The organism is Candidatus Poribacteria bacterium, assembly GCA_026706025.1.
In the GTDB taxonomy this organism is placed as follows: Bacteria; Poribacteria; WGA-4E; order WGA-4E; family WGA-3G; genus WGA-3G.
Genome location: JAPOZO010000007.1, coordinates 75,562 through 97,135, shown reverse-complemented (window position 1 = coordinate 97,135; position 21,574 = coordinate 75,562). Strand labels below are relative to the sequence as shown.

General features: G+C 48.6%; 15 protein-coding genes. 7 read left to right on the top strand and 8 right to left on the bottom strand.

Annotated features, from left to right (window positions below; translation table 11 throughout):
* The first annotated feature begins 25 nt into the window (after positions 1-25).
* The 7 genes from OXH00_01730 (at position 26) to OXH00_01700 (ending at position 6,653) form a co-directional block, all read left to right on the top strand.
* On the top strand, positions 26-1,072 hold the full coding sequence (locus tag OXH00_01730) for a Gfo/Idh/MocA family oxidoreductase (GenBank protein ID MCY3739720.1): 1,047 nt from the start codon (positions 26-28) through the stop codon (positions 1,070-1,072).
* Positions 1,069-1,884 carry an ABC-2 family transporter protein gene (locus OXH00_01725; protein ID MCY3739719.1) on the top strand — a complete coding sequence of 272 codons (816 nt, stop codon included), beginning with the start codon at positions 1,069-1,071 and terminating at the stop codon, positions 1,882-1,884. Before OXH00_01730 ends, OXH00_01725 begins: the two co-directional genes overlap by 4 nt.
* Positions 1,885-1,899: 15 nt before the next feature.
* Positions 1,900-2,700 carry an ABC-2 family transporter protein gene (locus tag OXH00_01720; protein MCY3739718.1) on the top strand — a complete coding sequence of 267 codons (801 nt, stop codon included), beginning with the start codon at positions 1,900-1,902 and terminating at the stop codon, positions 2,698-2,700.
* A gap of 70 nt (positions 2,701-2,770) precedes the next feature.
* Positions 2,771-3,808 carry an ATP-binding cassette domain-containing protein gene (locus OXH00_01715; protein ID MCY3739717.1) on the top strand — a complete coding sequence of 346 codons (1,038 nt, stop codon included), beginning with the start codon at positions 2,771-2,773 and terminating at the stop codon, positions 3,806-3,808.
* Positions 3,809-3,915: 107 nt separating this feature from the next.
* A complete protein-coding gene (locus OXH00_01710) occupies positions 3,916-4,683 on the top strand; it encodes a LamG domain-containing protein (GenBank protein ID MCY3739716.1) in 768 nt (255 codons plus the stop codon).
* Between the two features lie 123 nt (positions 4,684-4,806).
* A complete protein-coding gene (locus OXH00_01705) occupies positions 4,807-5,649 on the top strand; it encodes a LamG domain-containing protein (protein ID MCY3739715.1) in 843 nt (280 codons plus the stop codon).
* 101 nt (positions 5,650-5,750) lie between these two features.
* The gene (locus tag OXH00_01700) at positions 5,751-6,653 is read left to right on the top strand and encodes a sugar phosphate nucleotidyltransferase (GenBank protein MCY3739714.1); all 903 of its coding nucleotides are present in this window, start codon (positions 5,751-5,753) and stop codon (positions 6,651-6,653) included.
* On the opposite strand, the gene OXH00_01695 is transcribed toward OXH00_01700, so the two are convergent.
* The 8 genes from OXH00_01695 to OXH00_01660 all read right to left on the bottom strand — a co-directional run bounded on the left by OXH00_01695 (position 6,645) and on the right by OXH00_01660 (position 21,278).
* Entirely contained in the window at positions 6,645-7,355 is a 711-nt protein-coding gene (locus OXH00_01695) for a metal-dependent hydrolase (protein MCY3739713.1), read from the bottom strand. The two genes, OXH00_01700 and OXH00_01695, sit on opposite strands and share 9 nt — an antisense overlap.
* Positions 7,356-7,594: 239 nt before the next feature.
* On the bottom strand, positions 7,595-8,707 hold the full coding sequence (locus OXH00_01690; GenBank protein ID MCY3739712.1) for an aminotransferase class V-fold PLP-dependent enzyme: 1,113 nt from the start codon (positions 8,705-8,707) through the stop codon (positions 7,595-7,597).
* 168 nt (positions 8,708-8,875) lie between these two features.
* Positions 8,876-9,565 (bottom strand): ABC transporter ATP-binding protein, encoded by a 690-nt coding sequence (locus OXH00_01685; protein ID MCY3739711.1) that lies wholly within the window; start codon positions 9,563-9,565, stop codon positions 8,876-8,878.
* Between the two features lie 156 nt (positions 9,566-9,721).
* Entirely contained in the window at positions 9,722-10,186 is a 465-nt protein-coding gene (locus tag OXH00_01680) for a PqqD family protein (protein ID MCY3739710.1), read from the bottom strand.
* A 43-nt stretch (positions 10,187-10,229) separates the two neighbouring features.
* Positions 10,230-11,315 carry a hypothetical protein gene (locus OXH00_01675; protein ID MCY3739709.1) on the bottom strand — a complete coding sequence of 362 codons (1,086 nt, stop codon included), beginning with the start codon at positions 11,313-11,315 and terminating at the stop codon, positions 10,230-10,232.
* Between the two features lie 171 nt (positions 11,316-11,486).
* Complete coding sequence (locus OXH00_01670) at positions 11,487-13,475, bottom strand: hypothetical protein (protein ID MCY3739708.1); 1,989 nt, start codon at positions 13,473-13,475, stop codon at positions 11,487-11,489.
* Between the two features lie 81 nt (positions 13,476-13,556).
* Positions 13,557-13,745 (bottom strand): hypothetical protein, encoded by a 189-nt coding sequence (locus tag OXH00_01665; protein MCY3739707.1) that lies wholly within the window; start codon positions 13,743-13,745, stop codon positions 13,557-13,559.
* 213 nt (positions 13,746-13,958) lie between these two features.
* Positions 13,959-21,278 (bottom strand): M28 family peptidase, encoded by a 7,320-nt coding sequence (locus OXH00_01660; protein MCY3739706.1) that lies wholly within the window; start codon positions 21,276-21,278, stop codon positions 13,959-13,961.
* Positions 21,279-21,574: the final 296 nt, after the last annotated feature.

The following is a 21,574-nucleotide window of genomic DNA, read 5'->3' as shown; positions in this document are numbered from 1 at the left end:
ACGAAAAAGTAAAGGAATACATACGATGTCAAATCAAACAACGAAAGTCCGCGCGGCTGTCGTTGGTCTCGGTTGGCCCGGGATGCAGCATCTCAAAGGTTATACCGCCGATCCGCGTTCAGAGGTTATTGCTGTCTGTGACTTAGACGAGACGCAAGTCGAAAAAGTCGCAACGGAACATAAAATCCCGAATACCTACACCAATCACTTAGAGATGTTGGAGAACAAAGATATTGATGCTGTAAGTGTGTGTTTACCGAATTTCCTTCACGCGCCGATCACTATTGATACGTTGAAGGCTGGCAAGCATGTGCTATGTGAGAAACCGCCCGCTCGGAGCGCACTGGAAGCAAAGGCTATGGCGGATGCCGCTGCCGAAAACGGTAAGACTTTAATGTACGCGCTCGTCCAGCGGTTTGATGGTAGTTCCCAGCGGCTGAAGCGTCTTGTGAAAGCAGGCGAACTCGGTGATGTTTATTTCGGTAAAGCCGCTTATGTCCGACGGCGCGGTATTCCGATTGGTAAAGAAGGTTGGTTTGTCGATAGGGAACGTTCCGGTGGCGGTGCGCTCATCGATATCGGGGTCCATGCGTTAGATTGTATCTGGTGGTTAATGAACGCTCCGAGACCGGTTGAAGTTATGGGTAGGTCGTATGCCCACTTTGGGCATCTTGTGCCAGATGATGTTAAATACGATGTTGACGATGGGACATTCGCGCAAATCCTGTTTGAAAACGGCGCGATTATTATCCTCGAAACAACGTGGGCACTGAACCTGCCGGGCGATAATTACATTAAAATCGCTGGAACGAAAGCAGGCGCGACGCTCAATCCATTCACCCTCTACACGGAAAAAGATGGCAAAGAAGTGGATAAACCGCTTGACGCGCCTTCAATTAACGGATTTGACGAAGAGGTAAAACACTTCGTGGAGTGCATAGTGGAAGATAAGACCCCTATCTCTTCAGCGGAACAGGGTATCATGCTGATGCAGATGCTTGACGGTATTTACGAATCCTCAGAGAAGGGGCGGTCTGTGTCCATCACTGACCTCAACACCGCGAAGGGATGAGAACCCTTTATCTGACCTTTCATGTCTATCAGGCGTTTGTGGCGAAGTCATTCCAAAAGCGGATGCAATATCGGGTCGCTAACCTTGCGGGTTTGACCACCAATTTCTTTTTTTTGCTGGTACATATTTTTGTCTATACCGCCTTCTACGCAGCGCGTACCGGTCCTTTACCTCTCAATCTGAACGAAATTATTACCTATTTTGTCCTCTGCCAAGTTTTTTTCATGCTCATGCCGTTTTGGGGGGCGCGTTCTGAAGTGACGAGCGCGATTAAAGACGGTAGTGTCGCCCTCCAATTAACCAAACCGGTAGACTTCCAGGCATATTGGTTCTCCGATGAATGTGGTAGAGCCTGCTACTATTTATTTATGCGTGGACTCCCGACCTTCCTTATCAGCATCATCTTTTTCGCGGTTGCGATCCCGACGCAGCCGATTACGGTAATGGCGTTTGCAGTTTCAATAACACTTGCGACTTTCATGAGTGCTGCTATCACGATAGCAATTTTTAGTTCCGCGTTCTGGACGCTGGATACAACAGGGTTTTCTGGACTCTCTTATTCCATAATCACCTTATTTTCGGGGATGTTGGTTCCGATTGCGTTATGGCCAGAATGGTTGGCACACATCGCAGCATGGCTGCCGTTTGGCGGTCTAATTGATATCCCGTTTAGTATCTATTTGGGTAAGATTACAGGTATGGATATCTGGATTGCTATAGGCAAACAGATGATATGGGTCGTTTTTTTTCTTGGGTTAGGTAGGCTTCTTTTAAAACGTGGATTCTCTCGGCTCGTCATACAGGGCGGTTAGTAGATACTCCAAACAATGCACCACCTTTCGCTTTATCTTCATTTTGTTACGCTCCGTATCCGTTCACAGATGGCGTATCGGCTTTCATTTGTCCTGGACCTCTTTGCGCAAGCGAGTATCTCTGTCATCGATTTTTTCATGATCGCGCTGCTCTTCAACCGTTTCAAAGAGTTAGCGGGATGGAGTCTGTGGGAAGTCGGGTTTCTCTATGGCATGATTGGTATCTGCTTTGCTGTTGCTGAAATGATGGGAAGAGGCTTTGATGTCTTTCAGAGAAACGTTGTGCGCGGCGAATTTGATACAATGCTTGTCCGTCCGCTTGGGACCTTTTACCAAGTCTTTGCGCATGAATTTCTACTCCGGCGGCTCGGTAGGATCGCACAAGCCTTAGCCGTGCTGCTGATTGCCAACTCGCAGTTAGATATCTCTTGGTCAGTCGGCAAGGTTGGATTTCTGTTGGTTTCGTTGGTAAGCGGTACCTGCTTTTTTATCGGACTTTTCGTCATTGGTGCGACCAGTTGTTTTTGGACTGTCCAATCCATAGAGATCATTAATATTTTCACAAATGGCGGCGTTTTCATGGGAAGTTACCCGTTTTCGATTTATCGGTGGTGGTTTCGACATTTCTTTACTTTTATTATTCCACTGGCATGTGTCAACTATTTTCCGTCCCTTTTTCTATTGGAAAAAGTCGCCTCTTCTGGAGTCCCGCTGCTCGGTGTGCAATTAGCACCTTACGCGGGGTTCCTTTTTCTTGGTGTTACGATGCTGTTTTGGCGATGGGGTGTGTTGCGCTATCAAAGCACAGGGCATTGAATGGTTGTCAGAGGGAGTGGTTATCAGTAAGATTTTTCGCAGAAAAATCGTACCGACAACCCTTAAAAATATGATTGAAGTTAATAACCTTAGCAAAACCTTCAAAGTCTATCACCACCGCAAAGGTTTTTTCGGGAGTTTCATGAACCTTTTCTCTCGCAAACATCGCCTTGTTCGAGCGGTGGACAGCGTTTCATTCTCCGTAGCACGCGGTGAAATCATCGGGTATTTAGGACCGAACGGGGCTGGAAAGTCAACAACCATCAAAATGTTAACAGGTATTTTGGTGCCTACATCCGGCAGTGTAACAGTAAACGGTTATATCCCCCATCGTCAGCGGAAGGAGAACGCCAAACGTATCGGAGTCGTGTTTGGGCAGCGTTCACATTTGTGGTTTGATCTACCGGTGCAAGAATCGTTCGAGTTGCTGCAGCGTATCTATCGGATTCCAGAGTCACAATATCGTCACAATGTAGAGGTGTTCGACGCGTTGCTTGGGCTTGGTGATTTTTTTCAGACCCCCGTTCGTCAGTTGAGCCTCGGTCAACGGATGCGTGCGGATATTGCCGCTGCGCTTCTGCACAATCCGGATGTGTTGTTCCTTGATGAACCGACGATCGGATTAGATGTGGTTGCGAAGGCACGTATCCGCGAGTTCATTGCGCAAATTAACGCCGAGCGACAGGTCACGGTCGTCTTAACAACACACGACTTAGACGATGTCGAAAAACTCTGCAAACGCGTGATTCTTATTGACAATGCGAGACTCTGCTTTGACGGGGAACTCGCCGCACTCAGGCGGTTGCTTTCGACGGAACGGATTTTGAGCGTCGATTATGCCGAAACCTACTCAGACATCAGTATTCCTAACGCTCAGATTATCTATCAAGAAGAGAGTCGAGTGCAGTATCGGTTTTCGCCAGATGCAATTAGCACGGCAGACCTTATCGGTGCAATACTCCAGAAATTCAGAATTGTAGATATATCGGTTCAGGAACCCGATATTGAGGAGTTAATCAAAACTGTCTATGAGGATAACCTTACGCTTGCACAGAAACTTGCCGAAACGGATGCAATTGACTTGACAAACCGAAAAAGCATAAGTTAAAATGTATGAATAGGTTTTAGTAAACTAAAACATAAGAGATGTGTCTATAAAAAATAGGCGCGCTTACAGATAGGATCTAATTTCCATAATCAAAAGGAGCAATTCAAATGTTAAAAAATATGAGAGTAATCTGTGTAATCGCCGCACTCCTGACAGCATTCTGCTATGTTCCCGCGGCTGATGCACAAGATTTCGTAACAGACGGACTCGTTGCCGTATATACGCTCAATGAGGCAGATGTGGATGGCAAGGTCGTCAAAGACCTTCTGGGTGAAAACGATGCTGAACTCGTCGGTAAGCTCAAATTTGTTGAAGGGGCAACAGATGGCACTGGAGACGCGATGGAATTTGAGGGGAAAGCCGACAACTACGTTAAAATCCCTGATATGGGTGATTTTGAATTTGTGTCTATTGAATGCTATGCCTTGGAGGGTCAGTTTGGTGGGATTCAAGGCATTGTTTCGACGTGGCTGTGGGCTGCTGGCAAAGTCCACTTCAAATTTGAAGGAAACCAGATTCAGGTTCATAAGAACGACGGTGTCAAGATTCGCTTAGCCGCTGAAACTGATACTTGGTATCACATTATTTACACCAGCAATACTAAAGACGACGAACTCAAACTTTATGTTGATGGTGAGTTAGTTGACGAAGGCGGTGCTGGTGGTACACCTGAAAACATGAAGGAACGCCGTATCGGCAGTGAACACGATGGCAGATACCTCATCGGTATGATAGATAACGTCCGTATCTACGACCGGATCCTTGAGGAAGACGAGGTCAAGCAGAATTTTGAATCGAAAAGCGATCAATTGCCTGTGGAACCCGCTGGAAAACTCTCAACAACTTGGGGATACCTCAAAGGATTGAGAAAGTAAAAAGAGACATACGGAAACCGAAATCCCACCCACAGGTTATCAACTGAGGTTTCCGTGCCTCAATTAGATGAAAAAATAACAGCATAGCGGTCGTTTGATAGCGACCACTTAGAGGAGATAAGTATGTTTTTGGCAACACGCTATCTGAGTTACACACTTACTGCAATTGCTATCATCGCGCTTAGTTTTGCGATGATACCCACAAGCGATGCGAATCTTGATGAAGATACAATTGCGGGGATGTGGACGTTTGAAGAAGGAAAAGGTAAGGAAGTAAAAGACCTCTCTGGTAACGGCACCGATGGTGAATTTGTTGGCGACCTGAAGTGGGCGAAAGGCAAATTCGGCGGCGGGTTGGAGTTTAACGGCGCGGATACTTGGGTTAAACTTGGTACCAAGGGTGAAGATAAAACGTTAGCCGCCTTGGATTTCAAGGAATCTGATGGTTTTTCGATACACGCTTGGGTTTATGCCGCGGAAGATCCGACAGGTAAATGTGTTATCTGGAAAGGACTTGGATGTTCAACCTGGTCGCAGTTCTTACTCGGAACGGGCGCGCACGAGAATGGCGAAAATAGCACGAAGGCAGCGTTCCACATCCGAGCCGCAAACGGCGGTGCGAAACTTGAAGTCCTCGGCGATGAAATCCCCGCTAAAGAGTGGGTGCATCTCGTCGGTACATGGGATGGATCGAAACTCCATGTTTACGTTAATGGTAAGCTACAGAACAGTGAGGATGCCAAGGGACCACCGTGGGCATCCCCTGAAGAAGTTTACATCGGTGCAGATCCCGGCTGTGGCAAACGCTGCCAGTGGGAAGGTATTATTGATGAAGTCGTTATCTTCGACGTGACGCTTACCGATGATGAAGTCGCAAAACTCGGTGACGGGATTGAAGGTGCGTTAGACGTTGATGCCGCTGGAAAAATGGCGACAACTTGGGGTAAACTCAAAACCTCCCAATAGGTCTCCTTTGAAATCTACACTACCGATATAAAATACGCAGTGTGTTGAAAATCAGATGTCCGCCAAAATTAGGCGGACATCTTCGCTTAAGGTCAAGTCTTATGAAACTAATCCAAAAAGCAGTTATCCCTATTGCTGGATACGGGACGCGTCTTTTCCCCGCAACGAAAGCCGTGCCGAAAGCACTCTTTCCAATTATCGCGCAAGACGGGATCGCAAAACCGGTCATTCAGTTGATTATTGAGGAGGCTTTATCAGCCGGTGTGGAAGCGGTATGTATTGTTGCACAACCCCAACAAGTCGATCCAATCACCGACTATTTCTCTGGTACCGTTCCCGATGCGATTCTCGAAAATCCGGAATTGGCAGCACAAGCGGACCGATTGGCAGAAATAGGGCAGCGGTTGCATTTCGCTATTCAGGAGAAACCGGAAGGTTTCGGACACGCCATCTATTGTGCAAAAGATTTCGCAGCGGGTGAGCCAGTTATGATTCTGCTCGGCGACCATCTCTATATTTCAGAATCAGAGACCTCATGCGCCAAACAACTCGTGGATGTCTATGCACAAGTTGGGCAGTCTGTGACGAGTTTGGATCTCTGCCACGAAAGCGAGCTCTCGCTCAACGGCATCATTCACGGCAGCCCTTGTGCTAAATCCGAACGGCTTTATACACTACACCAAATCTCCGAAAAACCGACGGTCGAGTTTGCACAAGAACATCTTCGTGTTGAAGGTATCCCCGCGCAGCAGTATCTCTGCAACTTCGGCATAGACCTCCTTACACCACTCCTCTTTGATATACTGGACTACAATTACAGGCACCGAATTGTAACGCACGGCGAGATTCAATTACGGGATGCGATGGCAGAGATGATCAAGCGGGAAGGTATGTCGGGTTATCGCGTCGCAGGTCAGCGTTACGATACAGGAAACCCACGCGAGCTGCTCCAGACTGTTAATGCTTTTGGGCTCCACGGGCCTTATCGGGATGTCTTAGTCTAATGTTTCCCCAACTTCTAACGTGATAATTTCCACATCTTGAGAAGCAGTCAATTGACGTAACGCCTCCGGTGTGCCTGTTAAGAGTGGGAAGGTGCCGTAATGGATGGGTAGGATTGCTGGGACGTTGAGCAGCTGCGCGGCGTAGGCGGCTTCACGCGGTCCCATTGTGAAATGGTCACCGATAGGGAGTAGTGCGAGATTGGGTTGGTAGATTTCACCGATAATCCGCATATCCCCAAAGACGTTTGTATCTCCAGCGTGGTAGATTTTATAGCCGTTTGCGAACTCTATCACATAACCTGCTGGTTCACCGAGATAGACCGTTGTGCCGTTTTCCTCTGTGAAACTACTGCTATGGTTTGCGGAAACCATCGTCGCCTTCGTGCCGCCGACAGTGACAGTGCCACCCTTATTCATCCCAATTGTATTGTCAACACCCTGTTTACCGAGCCATCCGGCGATTTCGACGATAGACACGACTGTTGGTGTATGTTCTTTGGCGAGTGGCACGGCATCGCTAATATGGTCGGCGTGTCCGTGCGTTATGAGTATCACATCAAGCGCGTCAAAGGTTTTGAGAGCATCGGGGCAGACGGGGTTGTTTGTCACCCACGGATCAATGAGGAGCGTTTGTCCATCCGCTTCGATTTTGAAGGTGGAATGTCCGAGCCATGTCAGGCGAATACCGTTGTTCAGTTTCATTTTTTTAACTTTCCTTGCGCTCCGGTCAGCAGGGGTTTAGGGTACGCGGGCTTATAGTAAACCTATAATTAATTGGGCACTCTCAAACAGTCTGAATACCTATAACAAACATTCAGACTGGCACAGGCTAACAACCTATGCTACAAAGAGCACAAACTGGAAGTTTATGAAGTTTATGCTACAAAGAGCACAAACTGGAAGTTTATGCTACAAAGATGTCCACTTATTTATGGACTTCACTATAAAATGATTTCCTTTAGTCTTTGGGCGATAATTTCTACTTCTCCGGGCATCAGGGTCTGCCCGTTAATCAGTACACCGTTCGCGCCTGCGCCTGCGATGTCAATAGCGGGTTCACCTTCCGCGAGTTGCTGAAGAATTTCGTTTCGTGTGATGCCGAGGTGTTCCTCGTCAAATCGGATTTCGGTGCGAGGCATCGGTTGCCCGGCTTCGGAAGGAAAACTCCGATGGACTGTAACGCCTTGCGTGTCCGCGAACACTTCGTCATAGTAGGTAACCTGATCTTCATAAGATTGCTGTAACGCTTCATGGTCCTGATCCAAATACCATTCGACAGCGGCAAGCAGCCCTACCAACTCTTCTTTACCTACTTTCATACCTCTACCAATAAAGGGGTGAGGTGGTCCGTTGAAGGCGATTGCCTCAATCAGTGATTTTTTTCCAACGGTTAATCCGCTACTCTGGGGGCCACACAAACCTTTCCCGCCGCTAAAGAGTGCCAAATCCGCGCCCATTTGTGTGAAACGCCATAAGTTCTCAGGCGGTGGCAGCTGCGCTGCTGCATCAACGATAAGCGGAACATCGTACCTTTTTGCGATTACGATGGCTTCCGCGTAAGGCACCCAGAGGTGTTCTCTACCGGGGTTGGCGAAGTAGAAGATCGCAGCGGTTTTCTCAGTGATGGCACTTTCTAATTCGTCGGGGAGTGTTCCGTTCTCGTCGCCTATCTCGACAAACGTGACACCGACCTGGCGGACGGCAAAATCGTATCCGACGCGACCGTGGCGATGGACAATGACTTCGCTTTTCATTGACGCGTCGAGATGCGGCAATTTTTCACGCTTGGCAGCATCCAACCCGGTGATACATGCGGCGGTGCTGAGCGTCAAGGCAGCGGCGGCACCACAAGAAACATAGGCTGCTTCGTTGTGGGTGCGCTTCGCGATTTCTTCACCGACCCGTTTTTGGAGTTCGATGATGTCTACAAAGTGCTTGGAAGCATCAGCCATCGCGGCGATGACTTCAGGTGGCATAATGGAACCACCGCGTCGCGTGAGCGTTGCGTTGCCATTGATAATTGTGCGGATGCCCAAGCGTTTATAAATGCTCATATTTTAGGAGTTATTAGTTGTTAGTTATAAGTTATAAGTCTGGTTTCTGATGCTTGATTATCTCTTTGTACCCGTCGTTTCTCAATTGAAATACCGACGGTTGCCAAAAGATATTGAACAATCGGAACCCTCTTAACTAAAAACTTATAACTTATAACTCTAAACTATTTACCCTACTTCTTCACCGTCTAATTTACCGACGTGGAGATCAATCTCATCGCGGGACTCAATTTTGTCTACTTTGCCATCTGCCATGTGGAAGATACGGTCAGAGACATCTAACATCTTGTGGTCGTGGGTGGCTGTGATGATGGTTACACCGTTTTCATCGTTGAGGCGACGGAGTAAGGCGATGATCTCCAACCCGGTTTTGGTGTCAAGGTTGCCTGTCGGTTCATCGGCAAGGACAATCGCTGGGTCGTTTGCGAGAGAACGTGCGATTGCGACACGCTGCTGCTGTCCACCGGAGAGTTCTAACGGTTTGTGCTGCACGCGGTCCCCGAGTCCAACGAGTGAGAGGAGGTCAACGCCTTTCTCTCTACTCTCGTCAGCACTCATACCGGCGAAAATCATCGGAAGCGAGACGTTCTCAAGTGCCGTCATAACCGGGATGAGGTTGAACGATTGGAAAATATAGCCGATCTTTCGGCAGCGGAGCCACGCGAGTTCGTAGGCATCGAGTTGGGCGATGTCCACTTCATCAATATAGACTCTGCCTTCAGTGGGTTTATCCAATCCACCAATCATATTAAAGAGCGTTGATTTCCCGGAACCGGAGGGTCCCATGATTGAGATGTATTCACCGCGCTGGATTTGGAAATTGACCCCGCGGAGCGCATCAACAGTTTGTGTCCCCATCTCGTACCGTTTGATGAGATTTCGGACGCGGACTGTATTTTCCTTGGGAATGAGACGCTCGAAACGTTCTGGTGTTTCGGCGAAAGCTGCGCCAACATCACCTATTTGTTCGTTCATTTTTCTCTCCTTACTGGTTGTCAGTTCTCGATAACCATTTTACCGTCTCTGTAGGAATCCAAGAAGTCCCGGTTTTGCAGGTTCGGGTTCCAAGGGTGCTGCGGTGGCATTTTGTTGCGGAATAGCAAACTGTATAAAGTTCCGCTTGCCGAGCTGCTGCATAAACGTAAAGAGCGAGGTTTCTGCCTCTTTTCGTGTCAATTGGTACTGCTTTTGGACGCGGTTGGTAATCTGTGAAATGGTATGCTTGCCGTCACACATCTGCCAGACGTAAGTGCCGATAGAATCGAGCACAATCACCCTTTTCCCAGGAAGCATAAAGAGTTTACTGATGAGTCGTATCCAGAGCGTCTCTTTCTGTGGGATAACGAGCGCGGCTTCGCCCTTATCGTCTATTTCCCAAGTTATCACCTGATTCCGCACGGGGAACGCCTTCATGACCTGTGTCCGGTCCATGTCGGGACGTTTTTTGAGTTTGAGGGAATAAAGAAGTCTGTTTAGCATATTGGCTTTCGGCTTTCGGCTATCAGCGATCAGTTAAGAAGTTTCATTTAACGGGAGTCTCTTTGCTGACGGCTGACGGCTGATTGCTATTATGGCATTCAATGCTTTCAGCAACCTTCTGGACAGTCGGGGCCCCATTGTCGCTCCCGATAGACTGGATAACATAGATACGATTAGAATGATTGCATCGCCAGAGATGAAACACGAATGCTGTCCGCTTGGAAAGCTTATCGAGTATCAGCACAGGACTGAAGGGTACACCGTCGTAGAACCGTGTCTGTTCTCCAACGAGTGTCAACCGTTCATCATCTCCATCTATGTGAGAGGTCACCTCAAACCCGTAGCCGCGAATCGCTTTTGCGTATTTTGCGCGAAACCATGCTTCCAGTGGGTTCGACGCATCTTTATAGTCGCCTAACATCATCTCTGCGGGACCGTATCGTTCAACGCTGAGCCGTCCCACGTCGGGTGGCGTAAAATCCGTGTTTCCACCGGAGCCGTTCGTCTTTCGTACGCGGTCATGTACCAGTTTAGCGATCCGGAGCGCGCTTTGAAAACGCACACGTTTTGCCACAAACACAAACAGTAGATAGCCGCTGAGGAGCTTCTGACGTTCCAATTTGTATTCTTTCGGCACACCCAACTTAAGCCCGTAAGCACTCCACAATGTCCGTGGTGCCTCACTACGGTCTACAATTGATTGGAAAATTCGGAGCACCGTGGGTCGCCAGTTCTCTTTGAGCCGTCCCATCACCTGTACGATTGTGATCCGTTTCCCGACGTGGAAAATCAATCCATTGGCACGAATGTCCCCTTTCCAGCTAAAACCGAGGACGTTGCGTCCTTCAAAGAATTCTTCCTCTTTAATGAGGTTGACGTTCCGGCGGAAGGAGAGTTCGGTGCCTTTTCTTTTGTAAGTTTTGCGAATCAACTTAAAGTATTCGTCAAGCGTTGCATGGAGATCTGGCTTTTTGCGCCGCGTATGCGCCCATTTGAGTTCGAGGCGTGGCATATCTCCATCATCAAGTCGGAGATATCCTGTTTTCTGGTCTCCGCTGAGTCCGCTGAGTTCCCATGTCGTGGGTATTTCGAGTTGTATGCCTGCCCAGCCAAAAACAGTCCAGTCCATGTTTATATAGTCATCAGTTGTCAGTTGTCAGTTGTCAGAGCGGTTTTTTTCAGAAAAAACCTTTCAGTTGCCAGTAACAAGAGGTGTTGAGATCGCCTAAAACTGTTGGGTAAATCTAAAACCTCTTAACTGTTCTCACTGCGAAGCATGATAACTGACGACTGACAACTATTAAAATGGTTTGACGATAACGGCTTTGGAGACAAGGGCAATAGCAACGGTCCCCATACCGATGAGACCGACCCCACACGCAAACCCTGCTGCGAGCACTGGATTGAACATATACCAGCGTTTCATACCGAACCGCTTGATCATGTAGAATCGCCCGATAACCGCCCCGAGTAGCCGTGCGATCATGCTGCCCGGATCAGCCCCAATACCTCCAATAATACCGTAGAACCACATTGAGGGTAGTTTAAAGACCCACAACATCCCGTAGATTGCGAGGCTTGAGGTAAATCCAGCGGAGACATAATCCCCGCGAATTGCTTGAAGCATTTGGCTATTTCCATCCCGCAGTGAAGTTTTCCAGAGACATTCATTTGTGGCGTTAATGGGCCACATCATCTGTGCGAAGGGATACTGCGCACTCGGAATAGGAGCAATCTTCCAGATAAAGTGAAGTACCACAATTCCACTAACAATCAGAATTGGCATAATCAGAAGTGTACCAGCAAGGTTTGAAGTGAAGGTTGTGCCTGTCAATTCAAGTACCCGCCAACTCTGTGTACCGCGTCCGTAATCTTCGTCTGGCAGCGGTGCAAACCAGATATCTATCTCCTCATATCGGCTCAAAATAAAAGTAATTTCGTGCAGATACGGTATTTCAAAGAGATCGCGTCCTAAGACACCGAAAGTCCGTGCGGTAATATACGAATTAATCGGTGTGTAGAGGAAAGCGTAACCGAGTAAGAAACTTAACGGGAAGTTAGGCACCATCCAGTGGATAAGCCATACGAATCCACCCATACCGACGAGCCACATTAATCCCATCAACCATATTGGAAAATCACCCCGGTTAGGTGGTGTCGCGAAGGAACCGCGTTCGCCAGCTGTTTTCTTGGATTTCCGTAGTTTGAAGAGCATCGGGATTGAAGCCGCCATGCCGACGAGCGCGAGGCTAAAAGATTTCCCCATGCCATAACTCATCCAGAAATCCAGCCCGTTGAACAAACCAACACCCCGGACATCCAAGCCAGGTTTCCACTGGTGGAGGATCTCGTATCTGTACAGAATTTGCGGGTTCAAAATAAATTGCGATGCCATTGCAGTAATGAACTCTGTCATGACGATCGGGAACGGCAGCACGAAGCCAAAGAGCATCTGTCCGAAGTCAGTTCGGAAAGCGAACACACCGGTTGGTGCGAACCCTTCAATACTTTGCGTGAAATCTATCCACGGAATCTTCAGAATCTGAATCGGCTGGCTCATCATGACCCCTGTGAGCGAAGGGACACCGATATAGAGAAATCCCCAAATTAGCCCTGCCATAGAACCGATAGAGAAGACGCGCCATCGCCAAGTCTCTTCTTTCCCGGTTGTTTCAGCCAATGCGGTTGCGCCCTGTGCCGTAATGGGCGCCATCGGATATGGGAGCCGTTCGAGGTCCGCCGTGAGCCGGAACAAAATATACTGCCCGCTGACAAATCGCAACGTTCCGAGGAGTTTTCCTGCGAGGTAAATGGCAATCGGTAGAAACCAATCGGGATGCAATAAACTTCGCGTAAGTACCCCGACGGAATGGCCAGCGGGTACAATCCATGCTGGAATTTTGTCAGCGATCTCGTAGGAAGCCGCCTGGGGGGTATTGATGAAGTAGGCGTACCAGATAAAACTTCGGTACTGCAGCCCACTCCCGACTGCTGCGCCGGTTAACCCGAGGAGCATATAGAGCTCCTGGCGTCGGGCGGTTGTAAAGGAACGCCGAGCGAGCTCGGTAAATAGAATTACGGCGACCCAAGGTGCTGCACCAGCACCGGATTCGCCGGATACATAACTGAGATAGATGGAACCTGGCATCATTAACAAGCCGACGAAAAGTGCTCCGACGAACACTTTAACCGTCAACCCCGACTCAAAGGTACGGATACCGCCTTCAATGTCGTATCGCTGTGCCCAAGCTTGCCATTCATCTGCTTGTGTTACTCTTTCTCTCGCCAAATTGAATGTTCTCCTTTTATTGGTTATCAGTTATCGGTAAGAACCCATTTTTTCTAACAATCGACAACTGACAACTAATTCTCACTCGTCGCCTGACTCTTTAGTGCTGTCGGTGTCTCGTAGCTCTTCCCAGAAATGCGCGCAGAAGATACCAATTGTCAGCACAAGAGCCGAGAACATTTGCCATTGCCAACGTCCATCAAGAGCGATAACACTGAACAGCCATAAGAAACTGCCGATGATGATGATAGTAGTTGCTACTTTTTCCATTTTTTATCTATGGTCCTCTGAGCATCGTTCCAAATATAAAGCATTCTCACTGCGAAGCAAAATTATGCCATTTAAGGCATAATTTCGTTTCACGATGGTTGCTGGTTAATTCTGTATCGGGTTTTGGAACTATTATATGTTTCCAATTTTCGTTAAACCTGCCCGAAACGTAACATAATGGAGGGCAGTCCAGATTTAATAGTTTAAAAAACCTTAGTCCGCTGGTGTCAGTGCTGGGTCCATTTGCGATGTTTCCTCCGTTGCGGCATCTGTGCCTTCGGTTCTACCGCGTTCATGGAACTCCGCCCGGATATCGACGCTGAACGTCCGCCAGATAAGCAGCTGCTTCCGTAGCAGGTTGAGGAACCGTCGGTTCACACGTTTCCAAGAGGCGATCTCGCCACTCTCGCGATGTACATCCAACGTAATTTTATAGAGATCTTCCTCCTCACCACCCACTGGCGACGTAACAAATTGAATTGATTGGCTCACACCCAAGTCATAGGGTGCCAACCATACCATCATTCCGATTTGGTATGAATCTTCCACGGTTTCGCTGAATGCGACTTGGTCGGTGTAGAAATCGCTTGCGGATTCATCGGCGTGCGCCTCAAAATAGTCGCGCATAAAGACATTCAAACCGAGTGCCTCTTCTTCAAGGACGGTGAAAGGCAGATTGAAATGCCACACATCGCCTTCTGGTTCCGGGAGTTTCCATTTACGCTCAATATCAGGGACAGCCATCCGTGAGGCTTTGATTGCCGGATACAGGGTACTCAGCAGCACCACAATCATGACGATAATTGTTGCGACAACGGTTGACATTGAGGAATAGTTGAGGGTCAACCCAGCGAGCCATCCGAAGTGGACAAGTGTCGTTGCTATTGCCTGCCCCATGAGGTAGCCCAGCACAGCACCGACGATAGCGTATACACACGCCTCAGCAAGGAAAAGGAAGGCGATATGTACAGGCGCGAGACCGACAGAACTGTAAATACTGATCTCTCGGACACGTTCATAGACCGCTCCAAGCATGGTGTTGAGTACGATGAGCGCGGCAATCAAAATCGGTACGAATAGATTGCCCATTCCACTGAAACTCGTCATCCCGATACTACTATAGAGATACGTATCTTTATCACGTCCGACGAAGAAGTCAAGAGCGATCCGGTTCATGAGCGGTGCCATGATGAGGTCCAACTTATCAATCGCTCCGAGGAGTTTCGGGTCATCTTCTCGCGGTTCCATATTAACGGCGACGCTGCGGAGCGTGCCGCCTTGGTTCATGACAACCTCATAAGGCAGGATAGCAATACTGTCTGGCGTGAGGTGGAGATATTTCTGCAATTCACCTTCGAGCGTTTCATCACCTGTAGCCCCACGACTGCGTTGCTGTTGCATTAACTGATAATCGACGGGTGTGAGTTCTTCGCCATCGTTATCTGTAAGATCTTTGAACCCGATGCCGAGCACACCGACGACAGTAAAGTCCGCGCCATAGACAGAAACGGTCGCCTTGCCCATATCGCTTTCGGTAATTTTCAGCAATTCTGCCATCCCTTTGGGTAGAACAATCGCATAGGGCCACTCCGTAGGCCATTCACTGGCATCAGCCGGATCAAACCACTTTCCATATTGCAGGTATCTATTAATACCACTAACAGCAGGTTCTGCTTCATTCATTCCGACGAGCATGTTTGCAGCGAACGTCAATGCTTCACCGGTGAGTTGATGTGTCGGGGGCGATGGATCTGCCATGTTTGGTGTGCGTGTTAGCTGCACAAAGGATTGATCCCCAGTCCCTGAGGATTGATACCAAGCCCGTGGTGCCACGATGTTCCGGACAGTCACGATGGATTCTTCATCTACCCGTTCAATGAAGCCGTCTTGTTCTAAAGCAGCGATAGCCTCTGGTACATCAATCGGTTGTTGTCCCTGTTTGACGAGTATCTCACTTTTTCGTGCCAGAAGCCTCTCTAAGGCAGTAAGTGTGATTTGTGTTTTCTGCATGTCATTCTGCACAGAAGTCAACACCGGTTCCTCAAGCGGACGCCAGTATTGGTCGCGGATGAGGAGACCTGTATAGCGCGGTGTCACCTGTGGGAGACTCGTTCTATTCGGATGCATAAACGTTCGTACGGAGGTAAACGAGATAACCGTGAAAGTAAGAATTACCAACGTGCAACATGTCAGGATCGTCCGGCCTTTCCGTTTCCGCATGTTGGAAATCCCCAAGCTAAACGCTGCGGCACTTGCACTCAATCTACCGACATCAGCCTTGTAAACTTTGCTGCCCTCTTGCCGAATTTTTTCGAGCTGCTCCTCAAATTTTCGGACAATAATACTGATAACAATAACCGTCAAGGCAAGTACAACAAACGCAATCAAGATAATCACAGGGGTCGTCGTGATCTGGAAGGCAGGGTGAACCTGGCTTAGGAAGAAGAATACGAGTAAAAAGATACCGAACGAACCGAGAATTTGCTTATGGATATTTGGGAAACCGAAGATGAGTCGTTCCATAAAGTAGGCAAACGGCATCAGTAGTGCAAGGTAGAACATCACACCGTTGACAACATCGTTACCAGTCTGTTTGACATCTGGGTATGCGCGAGATTCATAGCCCCATGCGGCGCGTGCGAGTTTGAGTGCTTGTTGATAATCATTTTGGAGTAGTTCCGTCTCGGCGCGTGCGAGGTATTCATTCGCGAATTGATGCAGTTTGTCAAGCCGGTCGCTGGAGATACCGAAACGTTTATAGAGCCGTGATCGGTTCTCATCAAGCCACCACATATCTCGCACAACGACGTAGGGTGTAAGACGGATCCGTCCATTTTCACGGACGACAAACCCTTCACCGGTGTAAAGCGTGGGGTTCTTCATACCGCTCTTCGTCGCTTTGATGAGTAGGAGGCGTTTCCCAATCTGCCCGTAAGCCATTCCGATTTTAATACGGGTATTCGGTTCGCTGTAGACGAGGGCGATCGGTTCAGCTGCGGAGACACCTTCTTGCTGCCACGGTTTGGACATTCCATACTTCTCCGGTGCGCTATCGGTGAGGGCATCGTAAATTTCAAGTTCCCGCAAGGTTCGCAGATACCGCTGGTCAACCAAATCATAGATAGTTGTGGACACACACGGGAATGTAACAACACGGCACCCACGCCTACGGGTATTAATAGGCACTTTATTTGGAAGCAGTTTCGCGCCGTAGTTCCCTAAATCCGGTGCGAAGACGATGTCCCCTGAATCCTTGTCAAGGATGTATGCTTCGACTTCTTGCGCACCCCCGAGCCGCCGTGTGGCTCTGCCCTCCATGGCTAATCCGGCAACTTCAAAGTTGCCTTTGTTATCGCCCATGACAAACAAATCACCGCGCACCCCCATCATAGATTTGTGCCTTCTACGAAGTGTCAGGATGGGGTAGGGTACCGGCTTATTGGGAAGTGCGGACTCCCGTGCATCGAATTCGACGACATCACCGAAGAGGTTACAGTAGAAATTACCGACCCGAGCGGCGGTCGGCATCTCTTCATCGCGGAGTGCTTGGATGAGTATTGATGCCAGTGTTTGTGCTTGCTGATGGAGGTTCCCGTCTTTGTCCAAATCAACGCGGTCAATTGTATCAAGCGGCGTATCGGTTAAGACGCGAGCATCTTCAATGGTTGCAAAAGCGATTCCGGTTTTCCCAACAAGCGTTGCGACCTCACTGTCAAAGGCGATTTTACCAGGGATGTACGTTTTCCATGTCTTTCCACCACTCGCGGATATGGCGTTAACGAAGTTGGATTGTCCGCCGAGCCCCGCGATTGAAATGAGGGTTTTGATGTCTTCAATCTCATCATCGGAGAAGGTATCTGGATCCTCATGTCGCAGTCGGAGCATTGCATCGAGTTGCTCACGTGTACGAATACTGTTCTTCCGATTTTTCTTTGCAGTGCGTACATCGTTTCGGATGAAGCGTTCAACCTCTTTTCGGATATAATCCATATCCTTAAGCATATCCTCAGAGGGTTCGCCTTGATTGCGCCACTGCTCAAACTGCATCTTCATCAGTCGGCTCACACCGCTGAGTCCAGTGAGTTTGCTGAAGTGCGAACTGAGTAACGTTTCAAGGGTCTTTCCTTCAAGAGCGGTTTTGTCGGAAATCCCATTAGCGACGGTCCATTGGCGTGCCATAACTGCCTGTCGGATCTGGTCATCTGTCCATTGCCAAAGTTTTCGGATACGGACACCGAAGTCGGCATCTTGCGCGTAGGTGGCAAGTTTATTACCGATACTGGCAAACTCACGACGCAGCACAAATTCGGGTTGTTGGTCGTAGAACCACCCCTTATTGAATACACCGAACTGATCCGATTGAGATGAGAGATCAATACTCACATAGAGTGAGGTATAATAGCGGTTGAACAGGTCTTGGAGGGCGATCGCTGCTTCAATCTGTCCGAGTTTCCGATTGTACTCACTTGTATCAATCCGCAACATCTTTTCAACGCGACTCTGGATGTTGCGGAAACGGGCATTTCGGAGGGTTAGCATGTTATCACGCAGGAGTGTCTTCGTCTCCTCGTCGAAATCTGCATACAACGTCGGCAGGCGCTCGATAAGATTTTCGAGTGCTATAATGTCCGTACCTGCGCGTTTTTTGACGACCGCCAATAGTTCTGTTTCATTAATGTATGAAGCGATACGTAAACGGAGTTTCAGTGCCTGGTCCACCTCAGCGTCTGATAGATAGTTTTCTAAAATGAGGCGTTCTTCAGCCAAATATTCGCGTCCGAGTGTTCCGGCAGTTGCGAGTAAATTTTCAATACGTGTCCGCTCCAACCGAGCGTTCCGAAGTGCTATTTCAAAGATACCCTGTTTGTCCTTGAGCAGATCAGCTGTTAGTATACCGATGTCAACGGAGTCCTCGGATTCGGCTAAACGTTGTCGGAGTTGGGTATCAATAGTGTTTAGTCGTTCCACACCGGCTTTCGATAAGAACTGTCCACCGTAAATCAATTGACTGGGGTCTTGCGACAATACCGTTTCCTTGAGTTTCCGAATGCTTGCCTTAATTCCATCTTCAACAGGTTGACTGTCAGGGATTTGTGCGAGGACCTTTTCAAGTAGTTGGGTTTCGCGTTGGATTGCGGCTGCTTGGGTGTCGGTAGCATCTCGCAAAACGCCGCGTGCGTTTTTCGCTTTATTGAGTGAGTGTAAATCGAGATGTCGGTCAAGTATTTTTTCAGGGGTCCACATCAGGGCAAATTTACGTTTGTCGCTCATTTCCCAGTTTGCCAAGGTTTTGTTAAGCGTCTCAATATCAGGGACGAGGTTTTCGGGGAGGTCTCCGGGAACAGGTATATGCCAGTCGGATCCCTGTTGTTCGGGAATCAGATATGCGTCATTTGGGTGTCTGGCATACTCGGCAATAGTCCCAGTTTCTACAGCGCGAATGAGTTTATCCACTGCCCATACATCAAGGCGGGCGATCGGCAGTGCAAGCGTCACAATTAATTCGTGCTGCGCTTCTCGACTTGTGTCGAGTGCTACGGTGCGTACTTCAGCTAACCTTTCAACGACATCCCGGAGGAAGTGAGTTGTTTGTAACGCCTCTTTCTTTGAGCGAGCGAGATTTGCCAATAACCGGCTTTTCTCTTCGCCAGTAAACCCTTGCTTCTCGCGCTTTCGATTTCTATCTGCTTGCTTCTTCTGCCGTTCTGAAAAGTCTCGCTGTTGCTCTGTGAGATTTTCGATCTCAGAGCGAGTTTTTGCCAAACCGTCAAGTGTTGTTCCGAGCGAGTCCAGATCCGCCTTTACGTTGTGTATACCGTGGTAAAAACCGGCTGGGAGATCGACGAGAACGCTTCGGTCAATAGAGAAGAGCAGCCTTCTGCCCAACTCTTCAAATTCGATGATATCTGTAGAGAGTCCACGGCGGAGTCCGTGCATTGTCGGCGTACCGGGTGAGTCAGTAGCCGCACCGACAATATCCTGTCCGATACCTTCCATAAAGGCGCGCATACCGGCAAGCCCTTGGAAATGCCCGTCAACAGCGACAAAGAGGACGGAGTACCCCGGACGATACTGGGGTTGACTAAAGAGGCGCGCGAGTTCCATGAGGGTTGCGACCCCGCAAGTCGGATCTGCGCCAGGGGCCATAGCTGGCACGACAGACATGGAATCGTAATAAGCGGTGATAACGACGAGTTCATCGCGTAGCGTGGGGTCTCCACCTTCCAAAAAGCCACGTATATTCTGCCCGACGCGACGTTCCCAAGTCATTTTACCTCTGACTCGGACATTCACCTCAGTGCCTTGCGCGTGGTGTTCTTGAAGTAAATGTGTGAGAACGTCGGCATCTTCTTTAGAAATCCAAAATCGCGGGATGTTGGCGGGGACGGTGCCAAACTTGTTTTCTGCTTCCCCTCGGATGGTGGTTTCGGGTTCAATAAAAATGACAGCAGTCCCACCGAGCATTGCAGCGTTGATGTAACGGGTAACGGAGTTAAAGTCAAGGAGTACGATCGCGCCTCTCGGGATGAAGATATTTGATTCGCTGGCGGCGACGAACTCACCGGTTTCGTCAATTTGTCCATCATTGTTGTTATCAATGCCATCGGTAGCGTCGCCAGGTACTTCATCTGTCCAACCATCGGCATCGTTGTCAATACCATCAGTTGCCCATCCTCGAATTTCAGAGAGCAAAGGGATCTCACCATATTCATCAATAGTGCCATCCTCATCGTTATCAATGCCATCAGACGCTTTTTGTAGATGTTCATTAAGTATATCGTCGGTGATACTGGCTTCAGTGATTCGATAGCGTCGTGCGAGCGTTGTGAGGGTATCACCATCTTGGAGCTCATACCAGAATCCACCGATGTTGGTACCGTTGAAATCGGCGAGTTGACCATCATTGGCGTAAAGGAGCGGACCGGATAAACCGCCTGTCGGAATAAATACGGTACTTCCTTCAACGACAGGGGTCGCCAGAAATTTGTTTCGTCTATCTCCGAGGATAGTTGCTTCGTTAACTTGGTAACTTTCAGCGATGTCTTGCAGTGTTTCATCTGCTAATACGGTGTGTTTAATTCCATCTGCTAAGAGTGAAGTGCGGACAAGATTGGGCCAGAGCGGTGTGAGTTCAAAGGTGTGTAGAACAGTAGCCTCAGGCGAGAGTACCTCAATGACACTGTCGTTGTGGTCAAGGGGTACAGTGACCGGAAATTCGCGACTTTCCACATTTTGCAAACCGATTTCGACGAATCGGTCAAAGATGTATTTACTTCCACTTGCGGCTTGCGGGTAGCCTGTCACACGAGTCTCAAGACTTGACAGACGTGCGATGTCCTTACGAATGTTACCGATAGAAAGGTCATCCCGGATCTGGATCGCAGCAGTTTTCATGCCGGGCCCGGAAACCGTTTGCGCATGCACAGAATGATGCGAGCAGATAACCAGCATTATAGAAAGAAAGAGTGCTAATACACTCATTACGGAAGCAAAGCGTCGCGAGCAATATTTGCGACTCCTACGAGTTCTCATATTATTAAAGTCTCCCACCTTTTCTGGTATCTCGTATTTCCCACAATAGTACATTGGGGTATCTTGCCGAGGGCACCTACAAACCTATAAAGCCATATTGTGCGGAGCGCGTCCGTTACCGGCTTGTAATATGGAATGCAACCTGTTGATCGTTTTTTATTTCTTGTCGTCTCGGCATCCTTGGCTTCTCCAAATATCCGTTTTTTGGAGTCCACTGTTACATAATCTTAGCAATAATTTAGATATATTTTATACTATTACTGCAATTTTTGTCAAATTAAAATTTGCATTTACAG